20 protein-coding genes and 1 other annotated feature are annotated in these 20,326 nt (G+C 33.4%); of the genes, 2 read left to right on the top strand and 18 right to left on the bottom strand.

Features of this window, described 5'->3' with window-relative positions; genetic code table 11:
- Positions 1–163 precede the first annotated feature (163 nt).
- The 18 genes from rpoC to EDD60_RS06925 all read right to left on the bottom strand — a co-directional run bounded on the left by rpoC (position 164) and on the right by EDD60_RS06925 (position 19,358).
- Complete coding sequence (gene rpoC, locus EDD60_RS07010; protein ID WP_066448169.1) at positions 164–3,859, bottom strand: DNA-directed RNA polymerase subunit beta'; 3,696 nt, start codon at positions 3,857–3,859, stop codon at positions 164–166.
- A gap of 13 nt (positions 3,860–3,872) precedes the next feature.
- Positions 3,873–7,535: a DNA-directed RNA polymerase subunit beta gene (rpoB, locus tag EDD60_RS07005; protein ID WP_066448172.1), complete on the bottom strand. Its 3,663-nt coding sequence runs from the start codon at positions 7,533–7,535 to the stop codon at positions 3,873–3,875.
- A 163-nt stretch (positions 7,536–7,698) separates the two neighbouring features.
- Entirely contained in the window at positions 7,699–8,295 is a 597-nt protein-coding gene (locus tag EDD60_RS07000; RefSeq protein ID WP_066448175.1) for a class I SAM-dependent methyltransferase, read from the bottom strand.
- A 55-nt stretch (positions 8,296–8,350) separates the two neighbouring features.
- Positions 8,351–8,725 carry a 50S ribosomal protein L7/L12 gene (gene rplL / locus EDD60_RS06995; RefSeq protein ID WP_066448178.1) on the bottom strand — a complete coding sequence of 125 codons (375 nt, stop codon included), beginning with the start codon at positions 8,723–8,725 and terminating at the stop codon, positions 8,351–8,353.
- 31 nt (positions 8,726–8,756) lie between these two features.
- A complete protein-coding gene (rplJ, locus tag EDD60_RS06990; RefSeq protein WP_066448180.1) occupies positions 8,757–9,275 on the bottom strand; it encodes a 50S ribosomal protein L10 in 519 nt (172 codons plus the stop codon).
- A gap of 38 nt (positions 9,276–9,313) precedes the next feature.
- Positions 9,314–9,432: a sequence feature (ribosomal protein L10 leader region), on the bottom strand.
- A 10-nt stretch (positions 9,433–9,442) separates the two neighbouring features.
- Positions 9,443–10,126: a 50S ribosomal protein L1 gene (gene rplA / locus EDD60_RS06985; protein WP_066448182.1), complete on the bottom strand. Its 684-nt coding sequence runs from the start codon at positions 10,124–10,126 to the stop codon at positions 9,443–9,445.
- A gap of 23 nt (positions 10,127–10,149) precedes the next feature.
- Positions 10,150–10,569 (bottom strand): 50S ribosomal protein L11, encoded by a 420-nt coding sequence (gene rplK / locus EDD60_RS06980; RefSeq protein ID WP_132226340.1) that lies wholly within the window; start codon positions 10,567–10,569, stop codon positions 10,150–10,152.
- 179 nt (positions 10,570–10,748) lie between these two features.
- A complete protein-coding gene (gene nusG, locus EDD60_RS06975) occupies positions 10,749–11,306 on the bottom strand; it encodes a transcription termination/antitermination protein NusG (RefSeq protein ID WP_066448192.1) in 558 nt (185 codons plus the stop codon).
- Position 11,307: 1 nt separating this feature from the next.
- Entirely contained in the window at positions 11,308–11,496 is a 189-nt protein-coding gene (gene secE, locus EDD60_RS06970; RefSeq protein ID WP_066448193.1) for a preprotein translocase subunit SecE, read from the bottom strand.
- Positions 11,497–11,506: 10 nt separating this feature from the next.
- Positions 11,507–11,656: a 50S ribosomal protein L33 gene (rpmG, locus tag EDD60_RS06965; RefSeq protein WP_066448195.1), complete on the bottom strand. Its 150-nt coding sequence runs from the start codon at positions 11,654–11,656 to the stop codon at positions 11,507–11,509.
- Positions 11,657–11,694: 38 nt separating this feature from the next.
- Positions 11,695–12,309 (bottom strand): sigma-70 family RNA polymerase sigma factor, encoded by a 615-nt coding sequence (locus EDD60_RS06960; protein WP_066448198.1) that lies wholly within the window; start codon positions 12,307–12,309, stop codon positions 11,695–11,697.
- Between the two features lie 17 nt (positions 12,310–12,326).
- On the bottom strand, positions 12,327–13,055 hold the full coding sequence (gene rlmB, locus EDD60_RS06955) for a 23S rRNA (guanosine(2251)-2'-O)-methyltransferase RlmB (protein ID WP_066448201.1): 729 nt from the start codon (positions 13,053–13,055) through the stop codon (positions 12,327–12,329).
- 32 nt (positions 13,056–13,087) lie between these two features.
- Positions 13,088–13,477, bottom strand: coding sequence for a Mini-ribonuclease 3 (locus EDD60_RS06950; RefSeq protein ID WP_066448203.1), 390 nt, complete (start codon positions 13,475–13,477; stop codon positions 13,088–13,090).
- A gap of 1 nt (position 13,478) precedes the next feature.
- Entirely contained in the window at positions 13,479–14,816 is a 1,338-nt protein-coding gene (gene cysS / locus EDD60_RS06945; RefSeq protein WP_066448206.1) for a cysteine--tRNA ligase, read from the bottom strand.
- A 241-nt stretch (positions 14,817–15,057) separates the two neighbouring features.
- Entirely contained in the window at positions 15,058–15,579 is a 522-nt protein-coding gene (locus EDD60_RS06940) for a hypothetical protein (protein ID WP_066448209.1), read from the bottom strand.
- Between the two features lie 105 nt (positions 15,580–15,684).
- Positions 15,685–17,112 carry a glycogen synthase GlgA gene (glgA, locus tag EDD60_RS06935; protein ID WP_066448212.1) on the bottom strand — a complete coding sequence of 476 codons (1,428 nt, stop codon included), beginning with the start codon at positions 17,110–17,112 and terminating at the stop codon, positions 15,685–15,687.
- Positions 17,112–18,218 carry a glucose-1-phosphate adenylyltransferase subunit GlgD gene (gene glgD, locus EDD60_RS06930; RefSeq protein WP_066448215.1) on the bottom strand — a complete coding sequence of 369 codons (1,107 nt, stop codon included), beginning with the start codon at positions 18,216–18,218 and terminating at the stop codon, positions 17,112–17,114. The genes glgA and glgD overlap by 1 nt, the downstream gene beginning before the upstream one ends.
- Before the next feature lie 12 nt (positions 18,219–18,230).
- A complete protein-coding gene (locus tag EDD60_RS06925) occupies positions 18,231–19,358 on the bottom strand; it encodes a glucose-1-phosphate adenylyltransferase (protein WP_132226339.1) in 1,128 nt (375 codons plus the stop codon).
- A 205-nt stretch (positions 19,359–19,563) separates the two neighbouring features.
- On the opposite strand from EDD60_RS06925, the gene EDD60_RS06920 reads away from it, so the two are divergent.
- Entirely contained in the window at positions 19,564–19,992 is a 429-nt protein-coding gene (locus EDD60_RS06920) for a cell wall hydrolase (RefSeq protein WP_066448219.1), read from the top strand.
- An 8-nt stretch (positions 19,993–20,000) separates the two neighbouring features.
- Complete coding sequence (locus tag EDD60_RS06915; protein WP_066448221.1) at positions 20,001–20,318, top strand: spore coat protein GerQ; 318 nt, start codon at positions 20,001–20,003, stop codon at positions 20,316–20,318.
- Positions 20,319–20,326 lie beyond the last annotated feature (8 nt).

Raw genomic sequence — 20,326 nt, 5'->3', positions numbered from 1 at the left:
AAGCTTCTTATCTAAATTATCTCGCAAAACAAAAGCACCGAAATTTTGGTGCTAATGTTTAACGATTTTTGAGACATTTTCAAATTTGCTTGACACACTTTTTTCAAATTTATTTGAATTTATCAATAAAATTAAATGGAGCAAGTTACCTTGCTCCACTTATTTAATCAACATTTGTAAATTCTTCATCAGCTTCAGTACTTAATAAATCTTCAGAAAGAGTTTCAGCTTCTAATTTTTCAGCTTCTTCTAATTCTAATTCCTTACGAGCTTCTTCTTCCTCTCTTGCAATTGTTTCAGGAGATTTTAAAGGCCCTCTTAATCCTGTACCAGCTGGCAATAATTTACCAATGATAACATTTTCTTTTAATCCTTTTAAGTGATCAACTTTACCCTTAATAGCAGCATCTGTTAAGATTTTTGTTGTTTCTTGGAATGATGCAGCTGATAAGAATGATTCAGTTTCAAGTGAAGCTTTTGTAATACCTAATAAGATAGGTCTACCAACAGCTGGATGTTTACCATTCTTTAAGACTTCTTTATTTAATTCAGTAAATCTTTGTACATTAACATGTGTACCAGGTAATGCTCCAGTATCTCCACCTTCAACAATACGAATTTTCTTTAACATTTGACGAATAATAACTTCGATATGTTTATCAGAAATTTCGATACCTTGTAAACGATATACCTTTTGAACTTCTTTTAAGATATAGTTTTCAACAGCTTCTACATCAGCAACTGCTAATAATTCTTTAGGATCAATTGAACCTTCAGTAATCTTAGCACCAATACCAACTTCATCGCCTACAGATACTCTTAATTTTGCACCGTAAGGAGCTAAATAGCTCTTTGTTTCTAATAAGTTAGAAACAACAACTTCAGCACGTCCATTGTTATCAATGATGTTAGAAACTTCACCTTCAATTTCAGAAATAATAGATTTAGCTTTTGGATTTCTAGCTTCAAATAACTCTTGAATACGAGGTAACCCTTGAGTGATGTCTGCTCCACCAGCAACTCCACCCATGTGGAATGTACGCATTGTTAACTGTGTACCAGGTTCACCGATTGATTGTGCAGCCATAATACCAATAGCTTCTCCCATTTCAACTTCTTCACCTGTTGCTAAGTTACGACCATAACATTTTCTACAGATACCATCTTTTGCTTTACATCCAAGTACAGATCTAATTTCAACTTCTTTAATTCCAGCATCAGTAATTTCTTTAGCTGTTGCTTCATCCATGATTTCACCAGCTTTAACAATGATTTCACCAGTTTCAGGATGAACAATATCTTTTTGTGAATAACGTCCAACAAGTCTATCATATAATGGAACGATAACAGAATTGTCAGATGTGTTATATAATTCAGTAACCATGAATCCTCTATCAGTTCCACAGTCATCTTCAGTAACAATCACTTCTTGTGCAACGTCTACCAAACGTCTTGTTAAGTAACCAGAATCGGCAGTCTTTAAGGCTGTATCGGTAGAACCTTTACGGGCACCATGGGTAGAAATGAAGAATTCAGATGCTGTTAAACCTTCCCTGAATGAAGATTTAATAGGTAACTCAATTGTTTCCCCTTTAGGGTTAGACATCAACCCACGCATACCTACTAACTGAGTAAAGTTAGAGATATTACCACGGGCACCAGAGTCAGACATGATGAAGATTGGGTTTTTAGCATCAGCTTCGAATTCTTCTTTTACGACAGCTTGTACTTCATCTTTAACAGATTCCCATAACTTAATAACAATGTTATGTCTTTCTTCATCAGTAATTTTACCTTTACGGTATAATTTCTTAATAACTTCAAGTTTTTCATCAGCATGATCAAATAAAACGTACTTACTTTGTGGTACTTGGATATCGTATACAGATACTGTAATACCAGCAATTGTTGAATAATAGAATCCTTGATTTTTTAATTTATCAAGCATTTCTGTAATTTCTGTTGTCTTATTCAATTTAAATGCTTCATCGATAATATTACCTAAAGCCTTTTTACCTAATGGCTTAATAATAGGTTGTTCTTGAATATGTTTCTTAATATCAGTTCCCATTGGAACAAAATATTTAGCAGGTGTTGCCTCTAAGTTTTCTTTACTTGGATCATTGATGAATGGGAAATTACCATCAAAGATTTGGTTAAAGATAATCTTACCAACACTTGTAATTAAATAACTATTGTTTTGTTCTTCAGTGAAAGTATTATTTTTTAAAGATTTACCTCTAATTGCTACTCTTGTGTGTAAATGTACAGTTTTAGCATCATATGCCATTAAAACTTCATTCACATCAGCAAAAACACTACCTTCACCAATTTTTCCAGCTTCTTCTAATGTTAAATAATAGTTACCAAGCACCATATCTTGAGATGGTGTAACGATTGGTTTTCCATCTTTAGGTCCTAAGATATTTCCAGACCCTAACATTAATTGTCTTGCTTCTTGAATTGCTTCTTCACCTAATGGTACATGGACAGCCATTTGGTCACCATCGAAATCGGCATTGAACGCTGGTGTAACAAGTGGGTGAAGACGGATTGCACGTCCTTCAACTAATTTAGGTTCGAATGCTTGAATACCTAATCTATGAAGTGTAGGTGCACGGTTTAATAAAACTGGATGTTCTTTAATGACTTCTTCAACGATTGGCCAAATCGCATCATCCATCTTATCAATTAATCTTTCTGCAGCCTTGATATTTGTGGCAATTTGTTCTCTCACTAAACCACTAATAACAAATGGTTTGAATAAGTTTAATGCCATTTCACGAGGAATACCACATTGATACATCTTTAAGTCTGGACCAACTGCGATAACTGAACGTCCTGAATAGTCAACACGTTTACCAAGTAAGTTTTGACGGAAACGACCTTGTTTACCTTTTAAAGTATGACTCAATGATTTTAATGGTCTACCACCAGCCCCAGTAATTGGTTTTGAACGACGACCGTTATCAATCAAAGCATCAACCGCTTCTTGTAACATACGTTTTTCATTTTGCACGATAATAGAAGGTGTTCCTAATTCTAACAATTTCTTTAAACGATTATTACGTGTAATAACACGACGATATAAATCATTTAAGTCACTTGTTGCAAAACGTCCACCATCCAATTGTAACATTGGACGTAAATCAGGTGGAATAACTGGAAGCACATCAAGAATCATCCATTCAGGTTGATTGCAAGAAGATCTAAAGGCTTCAATCGCTTCAAGTCTCTTTAACAATTTAGAACGTCTTTGTCCTTGGGCTTCTTTTAATTCTTTAGTAACCAATTCAAATTCTTCATCAAGATCAACTTTTTGAAGCAAGATCTTGATAGCTTCTGCACCAGTCTTTGCTTCAAATTGATGACCAAATTTTTCATAACAGTTACGATAATCTCTTTCAGATAATACTTGCTTGTATTCTAATGGTGTACTTCCTTTATCCGTAACTACATAAGATACAAAGTAAATGATTTCTTCAAGTTGTTTTGGTGACATATCAAGGATAAGTCCCATTCTTGAAGGAATTCCTTTTAAGTACCAGATATGAGCAACAGGAGTCGCTAATTCAATGTGTCCCATACGTTCACGACGGACTGAAGATTTTGTGACTTCAACACCACAACGATCGCAGATTACACCTTTATATCTGACCTTTTTGTATTTACCACAGCTACATTCCCAATCCTTAGATGGTCCAAAGATTCTTTCACAGAACAAACCATCTTTTTCTGGTTTTTGAGAACGATAATTAATAGTTTCAGGTTTTTTAACTTCACCATAAGACCATTCACGAATTTTTTCTGGAGAAGCTAATCCAATTTGGATTGCTGAAAAGTTATTGACATCTGCCATTCATTGTTCCCTCCTACTCTTCGTTACTTTCTTCTTCATCATCAGTGAAGAGTTCATCAATTACAGAATCTAAATCATCAAATGATTCATCTTCTTCTAAGAAATCTCCTTCTACCTCTTCTTCAACAACTTCTTGAGTTGCTTCTTCTGGTTCTGGAGTTGTATCAATTGAAGTTGGGAAACGACGTTCTTCATCTTCAATCTTTCTTTCATCTAATTCATGACCATCAGCATCTAACATTTGAATATCTAATGCTAAGGCTTGTAATTCTTTCTTTAATACTCTGAATGATTCAGGTAATCCTGGTTCAGGTAATTTTTGTCCTTTGACAATCGCTTCATAAGTTTTTACACGTCCAACAACATCATCAGACTTCACAGTTAAGATTTCACGTAATGTGTAAGCAGCACCATAAGCTTCAAGTGCCCAAACTTCCATTTCCCCAAATCTTTGTCCACCGTTTTGTGCTTTACCACCAAGTGGCTGTTGTGTAACTAATGAGTAAGGACCAACAGATCTTGCATGTAATTTATCATCAACCATGTGGGCTAACTTAATCATATACATGATACCTACAGATACTTTTGAATCAAAGTATTCTCCAGTACGACCTGAGATAACAGGTTGTTTACCATCAACTGGCATTCCTGCTTCTTTCATAATATCTTCCAAATCTTTAGCGTTGATACCATCAAAGGCAGGTGTTGCAAAGTACATTCCAAGTTCTCTTGCAGCATAACCTAAGTGTAATTCCAAAACTTGTCCGATATTCATACGAGATGGTACCCCTAATGGGTTCAACATGATATCTAAAACAGTTCCATCTTCTAAGTGTGGCATATCTTCAATTGGTAAGATTTTAGAGATAACCCCTTTGTTACCATGACGACCAGCCATCTTATCTCCTTCAGAGATTTTACGTTTTTGAACGATGTAAACTTTAACAACCTTATTAACACCTGGTTGTAATTCATCGCCTTTCTTTCTTTCAAAGACTTTAATATCATGAACAATACCAGCTCCACCATGAGGAACTCTTAATGAATTATCTTTAACTTCTCTAGATTTTTCACCAAAGATAGCTAATAAAAGTTTTTCTTCAGCAGATAATTCAGCTTGTCCTTTAGGAGTCACTTTACCAACTAAGATATCTCCTTCTTTTACTTCAGCCCCAATCATAATGATACCTTCGCTGTTTAAGTTCTTACGAGCTTCTTCACCAACGTTAGGAATATCTCTTGTAATTTCTTCTGGGCCTAATTTTGTATCACGACATTCAATACTATATTCTTCAATATGAATTGATGTATATACATCTTCTTTAACTAATCTTTCAGACATGATAACGGCATCTTCATAGTTATATCCGTTCCAAGTCATGAATCCAACTAAGACATTTTGTCCTAAAGCTAATTCACCTTGTTCCATAGAAGGACCATCAGCCAAGATTTGCCCTTTTAAGACTTTATCTCCAACTTTAACAATTGGTCTATGATTAATACAAGTTCCAGCATTAGAAATCGCAAATTTAGTTAAACGATATTTATGTGGACCAGTATCTTCTTCAACAATAATCTTTTTCGCATCAACATAAGTAACCAAACCTTCTTTTTTAGCAACAACTGCTGCTCCAGAATCTCTGGCTGCTTGATATTCCATACCAGTTCCAACAAATGGTGTATGTGGATTTAATAAAGGTACGGCTTGACGTTGCATGTTGGCACCCATTAAGGCACGAGTGGCATCATCGTTTTCAAGGAATGGAATACATGATGTTGCAACAGATACGATTTGTTTTGGCGAAATATCGATGAAATCAACTTCTTCTGGCTTCGCCATAATGTTTTCTCCTAAATGACGAGCAATAACTTGTTCATCTAAGATACGACCATCTTCCCCAATTTGCACTTTGGCTTGGGCAATAATATAATTCTTTTCTTCGTCAGCTGTTAAATAACGCACATCACTTTCGTTAATGATACTATTATTAACCTTACGATAAGGTGTTTCAATAAATCCATATTTATTAATTTTTGCATAAGAAGCAAGTGTTGAAATCAACCCGATGTTTGGACCTTCAGGAGTTTCAATAGGACAGATACGACCATAGTGAGATGGATGGACGTCACGCACTTCATATCCAGCTCTATCTCTTGATAAACCACCTGGTCCTAAGGCAGATAAACGACGTTTATTTGTTAACTCAGCTAATGGATTGATTTGATCCATGAATTGAGATAATTGTGAAGATGAGAAGAATTCTTTCATCGCTGCAGTTAATGGACGAATATTTGTTAATGATTGAGGTGTCACACTATCTACTTCAGATAATGACATTCTTTCTTTAACAACTCTTTCCATTCTTGATAAACCAATTCTAAATTGATTTTGAATTAATTCACCTACTGAACGCACACGTCTATTTCCTAAATGATCGATATCATCTAATAGACCAATTCTGCTCATTAAGTTCACTCTATCGTCACTTGCTAAATCTAATGAATCATAAATATCCACTAAGTTTAACATATATGAATAAGCTGCTAACATATCAGAAATTGTAACAAATTTACAATCTAATGATAAATCAGTTCCAACAACTTTCATTTTTTTAGATTTAGATTCATCTACATAAACTTCAATCACTTGAACTCTACCATGTGATTTCATTAATTCATTTGTTTTCACATCAATACAATGTGCTCCAGCAGCAAAAACAGGTGCTAAAAGATCAACTTTATCTTTTGTTAATAAAGTTCCTTCTTCCATCACAATATTTCCATCAATATCTTTGACATCTTGAGCCAAAACACGATTTGTAATACGATCTAAAAGACTTAATTTCTTACCTAGTTTAAAACGTCCAGCACGTGCCAAATCATATCTTTTTGCATCGAAAAACTTAGCAAATAAAAGCGTATTTGCACCTTCTAAAGTTGCTGGTTCACCAGGTCTTAACTTGTTATAAATTTCAATTAAAGCTTCATCAGTGTTATGTGTTGGATCTTTTGCAAGAGTATTTCTAATAAACTCATGATCACCTAACACCTCAATAATATCTTCATCACTACTTAACCCTAAAGCACGTAAAAGAATAGTACCTGGGATCTTACGAGTACGGTCAATACGCACATTTAAAACATCCTTGGCGTCATTTTCAAATTCCAACCAAGTTCCTCTTGATGGGATAACACTTCCAGTAAAGACAGTTTTCCCACTTTTATCCATAGCATCAGCAAAATATGCTCCTGGTGAACGTACTAATTGTGAAACAATAACACGTTCAGCACCATTAATAATAAAAGTACCTGAATCTGTCATTAAAGGGAAATCTCCCATAAAGACTTCATTTTCTTTGATTTCACCAGTTCCGTTATTCACTAAACGAAGGGTAGCACGAATAGGTGCTGAATAGTTAGCATCTCTATCCTTTGCTTCATCTACTGAATATTTTGGTTCATCAAAACGACAATCAACAAATTCTAAAGTTAATGTTTCATTGAAGTTACTAATAGGATAAACATCATTAAAAACCTCTTTAATCCCTTCAGTCTTAAACCATTCATAAGAATTTGTCTGGATTTCTACTAAATTAGGTAGCTCTAAAGAACCACTAATTCTTGAATAATTGCGACGATTAATACGACTTTTTGCTTGAGTTACATTCTTTTCCAAGTCCGCTTCACTCCTTATCAATTATCTCTATCTCCATCATCAAAGCATAGCGAAAAAACACTGCTTTTTATACATGAGTAGGCATTGTATTATACTAGCATAGAGACTAGTTGAAGTCAATACCAAATCAAAAATTTCAAAATTTCTTTTGAAATTTAAAAAATCAGTGCTTAATCGATTTTAAAATAAAATATCCTTTATCTCTTTTTACAATTTCACAATTGCCAAAAACTTCTTCCATTTTTTTCTTAGCCGAAGGAGCTCCCTGTTTCTTTTGAATCACAATCACCAATTCACCTTGATTGTTTAAATGATCATAAGCTTTTTCCAAAATATCAAAAACAACTTTTTTACCAGCCCTAATTGGTGGATTAGAAACAATCACATCAAAACAATGAGAAACATTTTCATAAATTGAACTCACATAAGCCTCAATATCATCCACACCATTTAATTGAATTGATTCATTAGCCAAATGAACAGCTCTTTCATTCACGTCAACCATTTCAACATGCAACCATGGATATTCTTTTTTCAAAGAAATACCTAAAGTCCCATAGCCACAACCAACATCTAGTAAAGATTGATGAGATGATGAAATGTTCATACATTCAAGCAATACGCGTGAACCATAATCTACTCTATCTTTTGAAAAAACACCAAAATCACTCACAAAAGTTAAATGATGATCACGATAATCAAAAGGAATCTTTGTTTCTTGTGATTTTAAATCAATATTATTTGTATAATAATGTGCCATTATTTTTCTCCTTAAAAAAGAAAGAGCCCTTAAAGGGCTCTAATGTGTGTAACAATTATTTAACTTCTACAGTTGCACCAGCAGCTTCTAATTGTTCTTTAATCTTAGCTCCTTCTTCAGCAGGAACATCTTTTTTGATTTCAGCTGGAGTTTTGTCAACTAAACCTTTAGCTTCAACTAATCCTAATCCAGTGATTTCTCTTACAGCTTTGATAACTGCAACTTTAGTAGCACCAACATCAGTTAATGTTACTGTTACGTTTGCAGGAGCAGCATCAGCACCAGCTGCATCTCCACCAGCAACTACAGCTACAGGAGCAGCAGCAGTTACATCAAATTTTTCTTCGATTGCTTTTACTAATTCATTTAATTCTAAAATTGTAGCTTCTTCTAAGTAAGCTAAGATTTCTTCATGTGTTAATTTTGCCATTTTATTTTCCTCCGTTGATATTTTTGATTAACTATTCAGCAGCAGGTGCTGCTTCTTCTCCACCTTTTGCATCAGCAACAGCTTGAATAACTCTTGCCACTTTTGCAACAGGTTCTTTCATACAAGCAAGTAACATTGAGTACATACCTTCACGATTAGGTAATTTAGCTACTGCCATAACTTCTTCCTTAGGTAAGAATTTACCTTCTACATAACCAGCTTTAATTTGTAAAGCTTCGTGTTTTTTAGCGAACTCTGCTAAAATTCTAGCAGGAGCCACTGCATCTTCATGACCAAAAGCGATTGCATTAGGACCAACAAGATATTCGTTTAATTCTGCCATACCAGCTTCTTCTGTAGCTCTTTGAGCTAATTTGTTCTTGTACACTTTGAATCCAACGTTTTCAGCTCTTAAAGCACGACGTAATTCAGTGACATCAGCTACAGTTAATCCACGGTATTCAACAACAACTGCTGATTGAGAATTCTTTAAATTTTCAGCAATTTCATTAACGACTTGTTGTTTAGCCTCTAAGATTTCTTTTGACATTGTTACACCTCCTATAAAATTTTTATATATGCAACAATATATCCGTTAAAAAACTCCCTAAAACGAGGGAGTTTTGTCAATGTGAGTTGACAATATCACCTCGGCAACATAATTAAGGTTTCCCCGTTGCTGTCTACGGTATATTGATTGCGACTAATTTATACTTCTTATAAAGAAGCAACTTTTACACTAGGACCCATTGTTGTAGAAATAACAACGTTCTTCATGTAAGTTCCTTTAGCAGAAGATGGTTTAGATTTAACTAATAAATCATAAATCACTTTAAAGTTTTCTGCTAATTTTTCATCATCAAATGAAACTCTACCGATTGGCATATGCACATTACCATCTTTATCAGTACGGTAAGTCACTTTACCAGCCTTAGTTTCTTGAACAGCTTTAGCAACATCCATAGTTACTGTTCCTGTTTTAGGGTTAGGCATTAATCCTTTAGGCCCTAAGATACGACCTAATTTACCTAATTCAGCCATCATATCTGGTGTAGCGATCATAACTTCGAAATCTAACCATCCTTTTTGGATATCTTCTAAGATTTCTTTTCCACCTACAACATCTGCTCCAGCAGCTTTAGCTTCTTCAACCTTAGCTCCTTGAGTAACAACTAATACTTTTTTAGTTTTTCCAGTTCCATGTGGTAACACGATTGCTCCACGTAATTGTTGATCAGCATGTCTTGTGTCTAATCCTAATTTGAATACAACATCAACACTTGCATCGAATTTTACATTACTTGTTTTCTTTACTAAAGCAACTGCTTCTTCAATTGGGTAAGCTTTACCTTTTTCAATAAGAGCAGCGGCTTCTTGATATCTTTTACCTTTTTTAGCCATTTTCTTTTCTCCTCTTCATTAAATTAGGCTTCTAAGCCTTCAACTTTTACACCCATATTACGAGCAGTACCAGCTACAATTTTCATTGCACCTTCTAAATCATTTGCATTTAAATCTGGCATTTTGTATTCAGCGATTTCTTTTAATTTATCAGCTGATAAAGTAGCAACTGTTTGTTTAGCATCAGAAGCTGCTTTTTTAATACCACATGCTTTTTTAATCATTTCAGCAGTTGGGGCTGTCTTTAAAACGAATTCAAAGCTCTTATCTTCATAAATTGTCAAAACAACTGGTACAGTTTCTCCCATACGATCTCTTGTTTGATCATTGAAAGCTGTACAGAATTTTGGCATTTGAATACCAGCACCTGCTAAAGCTGGACCTGGTTTTGCCCCACCAGCTGGGAATTGAATTTTCATAACTCTTACGACTTTCTTGCTCACGCGACACACCTCCTATTAAAATTTGTCCGTGCTGTGGTCAGTTGGATGTCAATCCTCCCACGCATAGTAACACATATTGCGTCGATTAATTATTATACATAATCTTTTCAATAATGCAAGTGTTTTTATTGAATTTATCAAACTTTTTTTAAATAAAAAGAGACCCAAAGGTCTCATCATTATAAATCCACTCTTTCTAATTGAACTAATTCAATTTCCATAGGAGTTGCATTTCCTAAGAAATCAACAAGAACAGTTGCCACTTCTTTTTCACGATCAATCGCTTCAACTTTTCCTTGTCTACCCGCAAATGGTCCAGAAAGAACTTTCACTTCATCGCCAACTTCATAATCAATTTCCAATTGTGAAGTTTGAATTCCCATTCTTTTTAAAATTGGATCAATTTCTTCTTTTGGTAATGGGAAAGGTTTAGCTCCTCCACCAGAAGAACCAATAAATCCAGTAACCCCTGATGTATTACGTACAACATACCAAGCTTCATCAGTCATAATCATTTCAACTAAAACATATCCAGGAAACATGTTTTTTGTTTTATTGATTTTCTTACCATCTTTAATTTCAGTTTCCACATGTTCAGGAATAACAATATTGAATAAACAATCTTGTAACCCCATAGATTCAACACGTTTTTCTAAGTTTTCTTTAACTTTGTTTTCATGACCTGAATAAGTATTGACTACATACCAGCGTCTTCCTTCATCATTCATTCCTGACATATTAATTCATCCCCAATGCCTTTAAGATTAATGCAATAATTGCATCACTGCCATAAAAATATACTCCGAATAAAAAACAAAAAACTAAAACAATCATTGAATTATAAGCTAATTCTTTTTTTGTCAACCAATGGATATTTTTGATTTCACTTCGTATACCTTTAAGCGTACACCATTCCTTGATTTTCATCTGCTTCCTCCTACTTTGTTTCTTTATGAATTGTGTGTTTTCCACATTTCTTACAATATTTTCTTAGTTCCAATCTTTCTACGTTTACACGTTTATTTTTTGTAACTGAATAATTACGTGACAAACATTCACTACATACCAAGATAACTTTTTGTTTCATGCCCATCACTCCTTTACCGTTATTATAATTTAACACATTTATTCAAACTCGTCAATGCCTTCTATCTTCTTTGAACAACGATAAACTGCATTATATACACTTCTAAGCGTTATATTCAGCTTTTTAGCAATTTCTTCTTCCTCATAACCTGCTTTTTTGTAAAGTAAGATTTGATATTCACGAGGGGAAGTCACTGCATAAATTCGCTCTTGATAATATGTTGATTGTTCTTTCACAATTAAGGAAGCATGTGGCTGATAATCTTCATTGGGGTCTGCGACAACATCTTCATAACGATATTGTTCTTCTTCATCCAACCAATTATCCAATGAAAACTCAATTGCATTGATTTTTTCTTCAATACAATGTCCTTGCCTTACACAACTGATGACTCGTTTTAAAATATTACCTTTCATAAACGTCTTTAAACTGGTTTGTTTATCATCACGATAACTATCAATAGCCTTAAAGAAGGCTAACATGCCAATTTGAATAAAATCCTCAAACTCCCAACCATGAATACGACCATGGTATAAAAAAGGTTGAACCCATTTTGCTACTAACTTATAGTAGCGATGATATAAAATTTCTTTCGCCTCATCACTACCACAATGAAACAAATAAAGTAATTCATAGTCATTGTAACGTTCCATCGTTACCTCCCTTCTTCTTATAGGGGATGACGAGAATTATAAATTTGATAAAGAATCAAAGCTGTCGCTACTGAAGCATTAAGTGAAGTCACATGCCCACACATTGGTAAAACAACATTAAAATCACATTGTGATTTCACCAATCTTGATATCCCAAAGCCTTCTGATCCAACCACCACAACAAGTGGCATATTATAATCAACAGCTCGGTAATCCTGAGATTCATCCAAATCACAACCAACAACCCAAAAGCCTTTTTTCTTAAGCTCTTCTAAAGTTCTCGAAAGATTGGTAACTTGAGCAACCTTAACATAATCAATCGCACCAGTTGAAACCTTAGCAACTGTTGGAGTTAATCCAACACTACGATTTTTACCAATGATGACCCCATCAACTTCAATCGAATCACAAGTTCTTAAGATAGCTCCCAAATTATGAGGATCCTCTAAACCATCAAGCATCAATAAGAGTGGTTGTTTATGAGGCGGAATTGATGATAAAATCTCATCAATTTCATAATAATCATAACCTTCCACCTGTGCCACAATTCCTTGATGAACAACATTCCCAACAAGATTATTTAAGACACTCTTTTGAGCCACTATATTCACTTTCACATTCTTCTTTTTCGCTAAAGCCATTAACTTTTCATCTTTTACATTCTTCATCATATAAACCTCATACACCGGTTTATTTCCCTTTAAAGATTCAAAAACAGTATTTTTTCCATAAATATATTGTCTCATAATTACTCCTCATATCTTAAACTCTTAGCTTATCAATTATTTTCCACAAAATTCTTATATAACTCAAAAATCTCCTGAATTCTTTCTTCATTCTTCAATAAATACAAATGTCCAATCAATGCTTCAAAACCAGAAGATTGATTATGCGTAATAACACTTGTATTCTTCATCACACGATTACTCTTGGTATTTCTTCCACGTTTATAAATTCTTATTTCTTCTTCGCTGACCCAATTATTAGCCATGGCTGCTTGCATAAAAGCGGCCTGAGATTTCGCACTCACAAAACGAATGGCTTCTTTCTGTAATAAATCAGGCTTTGTGATTTGCTTTTCTACAATCAAATATTCTCTGACATAAACCTCAAAAACACCATCACCTAAATAGGCCAAAGCTAAAGCATTCATTAAATCTGGTCTCATCTTAAATAATCCCTTTTGCCTGCAATTTTTCTCTTAATTGATCAGCTACTTCAAAATTTTTAGCTGCCTTTTCACTTTGCCAATGTTGATATAATTCAATATCTTCATCACTTAACACCTTAACCTCATGAACAAATCCCACCACATCAAGCATACGTAATAATGTTTGATATCCTTTTGAAATCATTGCATTATCTTTATCTTTGTTGCGCATTGCTTGATTCAAAACTTTAACTTGTCCAAGAATCTGAGTTAAAGCTAATGATGTATTTAAATCATCTGACAAAGCCTCAACCATTTGATCAACACTTTCTTTGCAAAATTCTTCACTCTTATAATGATTAACTTGTAAATAAAGTGATGTCTGTTTGATAATATTTTCTACTTTTTCTACTTCTTTTTTCACATTATTCAAAACATCTTCAGTAAAGTTTAATGGATTTCTATAATGTGTAGAAAGCATTAACCATTTATAGACATTGCATCCTAATTCCATTAATAAATCTTTTGCCCATAAAACATTTCCCAAAGACTTAGACATCTTTTGATTATTAATATTAATCATTTGATTATGCATCCATACATTTGCAATTGGATGATGATGGCAAGCCATAGATTGTGCAATTTCATTTTCATGATGTGGGAATTTTAAATCTTGTCCACCACCATGAATATCAATACGACCATCATCGAAAATATCATTAATCATCACAACACATTCAGTATGCCACCCTGGTCGCCCTTTAGACCATGGACTATCAAATTGAATCCCTTCATCTGTCTTTTTCCATAAAGCAAAATCTGTAGAGCTTTCTTTTTTATCATTGTCATCCACACGTTCGCTAGCTCCAGCAATCAAGTCTTCAACTTTAATTCCTGATAACATTCCATATTCTTTAATTTTAGTCACTCTAAAATAAACATCACCATCAACTTCATAAGCATAACCTTGATCAACCAAATCCTTAATAAAATCAATAATTGGCTGCATTGTTTCCGTTACACGTGGAGCATAAGTTGGAAATAATAAATTCAATCCACGTCTCACATCTTCATAAGCCTTAATATACTTATCTGTTAATTGTTTCTCACTAATTCCTTCAGCCTTTGCTGCCTTAATAATCTTATCATCAACATCTGTAAAATTAGAAACAAAAGTCACTTTATATCCTAAATATTCAAAAGTTCTTCTTAAAACATCAAAAACAATCATTGGTCGCGTATTTCCAATATGAACATAATTATAAACCGTAGGTCCACATACATAAATACTAACCTCTCCCTCTTTAATTGGGACAAATTCTTCTTTCTTGTTTGTTAAAGTATTAAATAATTTCATAGTTTCCTCCTTTAAAATGAAAAAAGCAAACAATAAAGAGCATTCCTATGCCTCCACCTTATTGTATGCTTTCCATTACTTTTAACGCAAGTTTACGTTCTTTCTTTTCAAAAGACTCAAGTAAGTGCATCCAAAATCATCCGTGAAGCTGTTCCACCATCCCAGCTCTCTCTATCCATTTCATTCATTCTTCATTCTTACTTATAATTTATTTATACTATATCAAATTCAATTTTATTTATCAAGAATAATGATGAACAGTTAACGACTGTAAATATTGTAATATCACATGAATATTTTCATCATAAACTTCTTGTGGAGCAAGGTAAGCAAAATCATATGTTGCTTGATCAGTGAAATAAACAACATGTTCAAATTTTATACCTGTTGCTTCAAAGATACCAGTAAACTCATAAATTTTCAAACCACTATCTATTTTCTCTGTCTTATAGCCAACCTCACTTGCTCCATCTTCTTCAAGTTGCCCAGCATAAAGTTCAGGCATATCCTCAAGCTTATTATCTGTATCATCTTGAATAGTTGTATAAGTGATAACTTCTTCATCTTTTATAAAACGTATGATTTGTTTATTTTCAGAGTTTGTATCTAAGGTAAAATCTTTAGGATAGTAAAAAGAAACTTGGTCGCCAACTTTATATTCGACGCCTTCTTTTTCCAAAGAAACAACGACTTCTTTTTTTCCACATGCAAAGAAAACCAAAATCAATGCTATGACAGTAAAAATTTTCAAGAAAGTACGCATATCTTTTCTCCTCCTTACCACATCCATTGTACTAAACAATAAACAAGAAAGCAAATCATTTCTTATTTCAGCATAAAAGAGATAGGTTTTCCCTATCCCTTTTACCTAATCTAACAATGAATTAAAAACTTTCAAATAGGCATCAGCACTTTTGTCCCAATCAAGTTTAGCATTCATTGCACGATGCACTAATCCACGCCATTTGTCTTTATCTTTATAAACTTCTAAAGCATAATCAATAATTTCCATCATTTCATGTGCATTATAGTTCTTAAAGCTAAATCCTGTTCCCGTATTTTCAAATTCATTATATGGTTCAACACTATCCTTCAATCCACCAGTTTCTCTTACAATTGGGATTGTTCCATAACGTAATGACATCATTTGTGATAAACCACAAGGTTCAAATAATGATGGCATCAAGAACATATCACAACCAGCATAGATACGACAAGATAAACCAAAATCATATTTTAAATTTAATGATAATTTTTGATTATGATAAGCGGCAAATCCTTTTAATGGTTCTTCATATTTCAAATCACCAGCACCTAAGATAACAACTTGCACATCACGTTTCATTAATTCATCCATACGATTAATAATTAAATCTAGTCCCTTTTGCCAAGTTAATCTTGTAACAATTCCAATCAATGGAATATCCGGATCAACTGGAAGTCCACATTCTTTTTGAAGTGCTAACTTATTTGCGACTTTCTTTTCATCAACTGTTGTTTCATCAAAATGTTCAACAATTTGCGGATCAGTAGATGGATTAATTGTATCATAATCAACCCCATTTAAAATTCCATACAAATCATGTCGACGCATTTGTAAAATACTTTGTAAACCTTCACCAAAACTATCAGTTAAGATTTCTTGAGCATAAGTAGGTGAAACAGTCGTAATCACATCACTATAGAAAATAGCAGCTTTCATCATATTGAAGCATCCATCATTACGACAATTTCCATTATAGTAAAGATAATTATCTAAACCAAAATGGTCACTTAACAATGCTGGATCACATTTTCCTTGATAAGCAATATTATGAATTGTAAAGACAACTTTAATTCCTTGATAATATTCATAATAAGCATATCTTTCTTTGTATAAAGTTGCAATCATAGCAGTTTGCCAATCATGCAAATGTAGAATATCTGGTTTAATATCTACATGTGATAATAATTCTAAAACGGCAAAATCAAAATAAGCAAATCTTTCATTATCATCATCATATCCATATAATCCAGGTCTTCTAAAATATTGTTCATTATCAATAAAGTAATAAGTTACACCATCGTACTCAGCTTTAAAGACACCACAATAACATTTTCTCCATCCTACCCAAATATCATAGCTCATAACATATTCCAATGTATCAGCCAATTTCATATCTTGATATTTTGGTAAAACAACAATACATTCATGACCCTTTTGAACGAGTGCTTTAGGAAGTGATCCTAAAACATCAGCTAATCCCCCAGATTTAATATAGGGATTGGCTTCACTTGTTGCAAAAACGATTCTCATTAAACAACATCTCCTTCTTTAACATAAAGAGGTTCTGCGTCACCAATTAATTCAGTTTTCTTTTCAATACGCGCATCTTTATCAATAATTACATTTTCAAGATGAGCTCCAGGACTAACTTTAGATCCATTTAAAATAATACAATTCTTAACAACTGCATTCTTACCAATAATAACATTACGAGAAAGAATACTTCCTTCAACTTCACCATCAATAATAGCTCCATTAGCAACAAATGATTTCTTCACTTGTGCATTCTTTAGATATTTTGTTGGAGGTGTATCATTTGTATTTGTGAAGATTGGCCATGTACTCTTGAATACTTGAGTAGAAACGTCCATATCTAAGAATTCCATACTTACTTTATAATAAGCATCATAAGAATCAATACATCTTGCGAATCCTTTATATTCATAAGCCATGATTTTTCTTTCATCACATAAATAAGCTAAAGTATCTTTTAAATCAAAGAAAGAACTAATCTTTTTCGCATAATCAATTAATTTCAATAAAACTTTTGCATTAATAACATAAGTTTCTAATGAAATATTTCTTTCTTTACGATTACCTTTATTCTTTTTAATTTCAGTCACTTGTTTACCTTTTAATCTTAAATAATCTGAACCAACAAATGACTCATTAGCATTATTAATTCTTTGATATACCATTGTAATTTCAGCCCCAGATCTTGCATGAGCATCAATGACTTCAGCATAATTCATAGTTGTAATAATATGTGCTGGTGCAATGACAATATAATCTGCTTTTGCTTTTTCTAAAAACGCAATATTTTCAACTAAATTATTAATATCATGATTATACATAGGGCTATTTGCATATTTTTCATTATATAACAATGAAACCCCACCAGATTTAGAGTTAAAATTCCATGAATTCCCATTTCCTAAATGTTTAAACAAAGATCTTGGTTTTTCTTTAATCAAAACCCCAACAGTATCTACATTAGAGTTAGACATATTAGATAAAACAAAATCAATAATTCCATATCTTCCTAAAAAACTAACAGATGCAACTGGTCTTCTTTCAGTTAATCCCTTATAAGAAACATCAGAGTGTAAATTTACTAATCCAACGACTTTTGCCATTTTGTTAACCCCCTATCTCGCATTGTCACTAACAAGTTCTACTACTTTAGCATCCTTGTTGACAACTTTCTTAGCTTTAATAACGACACCTTCATCAATGATAGCTTTGTAAACTTCTGCTCCTTCTTCTATCAATACCCCTGGCATTAAGACAGAATCAACAACTTTAGCACCTTCACCAATATAAACATTATTAAATAAAACAGAACCCTCTACATCACCATTGACAATGCATCCTTGAGTAACAAGTGAATTCTTAACACTTGCTTCTTCTCCAATAATTTGAGGTTTACTCAATGTATCTTCAGTGTAAATTTTCCAATCTTTCTTGATGTTATAAAGATCTAATTCTTTATCATCTAACAAGTCCATGTTAGCTTGCCATAAACTTTCTACAGTTCCAACATCTTTCCAATATCCATCAAATTCATAAGCATATAATTTCTTACCTTCATTTAACATCATTGGAATAATATTCATACCAAAGTCATGTTTACTTTCTTCATTTTTAGCATCTTCAATTAAGTATTTTCTTAATTCTTTATAAGTGAAAATATAAATACCCATAGATGCTAATGTAGACTTAGGTTTTTCAGGTTTTTCTTCAAACTCATAAATCGTTCCATCTTTATTTGTATTCATGATACCAAAACGACTTGCTTCTTTCATAGATACATTTAAAACTGCAACAGTTAAATCAGCATTTTTAGCTTTGTGAGCAGCTAACATATCAGCATAATCCATTTTATAAATATGGTCACCAGAAAGAATCAAAACATATTCAGGATCATATTGATCTAAGAAACTAATATTTTGATAAATCGCATCAGCAGTACCGGCATACCAAGTGGCACCAACTTCCCCTCTCTCACGTGCTGGTAAATTCGCTGCAAGTGAGTTATTTCCATCAAGTCCCCACTTAGAACCAGCTCCAACATAGCTTCCTAATAATACTGATTCGTACTGTGTCAAAACGCCAACGATATCAATCCCTGAGTTTGCACAGTTGCTTAGAGGAAAGTCAATAATTCTGTATTTTCCTCCAAAATAGACAGCAGGTTTCGCAACTTTAGCTGTTAAAGCTTCCAGACGTGTTCCTCGACCACCTGCTAGGATCATCGCAACAATTTCTTTACTCATATTTTTTCCTCCTAAACTTTGAATGTGAAAGTGCTTACCTATAAATCTATTCTATCACAAACTTAGTTAAAAAAACACAATTTCATGTCATTTTCATAAATAAAAAATCTTCAATTTTTTACAATATCGAAATTTCATTCATCTTTCCAATCTTTTTTGAATTTAAGCAATTTTTCTTTACAATTGCATATATTAAAAAGAGGTGATGAATTTGTCTCCAAGAATAACATACAATGATTCAGACGTAGAATTATTAGCCAGAATCATGAAATCAGAAGCTCTTGGTGAAGGTGACGAAGGAATGTTAATGGTAGGAAATGTTATTGTTAATCGGGTTGTTGCTAATTGTGATGTTTTTAAAAACACCCGCAATATTTATGAGGTTGTATACCAAAAAAATGCTTTTGCTGGGGTTGATCAGCCACTTTTCAACCAACCCGTCAACGCTAAAGAGCGAGAACTTGCATTAAGAAATATCGACGGATATCGTGTCGAACCAGCTTATGATGCCTTATGGTTTAAAAACCCTGGAGCAAGGGTATCATGTCCAGATCAATTTTATGGAAATCTCACTGGTCGATACAAAAACCACTGTTTTTATGCCCCTGGGGGAAAATTAAATTGTGACTTGTAGGAGGGTCTATGGATACTAATACTGATAATCAATCAATTTTGCAAGGAATGCAGACTTCACAAACTGCTGCATTACCAACACCAATATCTACACAAACTTATTTAGAGAATATTTTACGTTTAAATATTGGTAAGCTTGGGACATTCTATTTTACCTATACTGGCAGCACTGATTGGCGTGATCGTGCATACAAAGGTATTATTGAACAAGTTGGAAGGGATCATTTTATTGTTCGTGATCCAAAGAATCAAAAATTCTATCTTTTCCAATTCGTTTATTTCGATTGGGCAGAATTTGATGAACCGATTAATTTCAATACACGTTAAAAAAGGCA

The organism is Longibaculum muris (genome assembly GCF_004343035.1).
Lineage (GTDB): Bacteria > Bacillota_I > Bacilli_A > Erysipelotrichales > Coprobacillaceae > Longibaculum > Longibaculum muris.
This window is presented reverse-complemented; position numbering and strand designations above follow the sequence as displayed.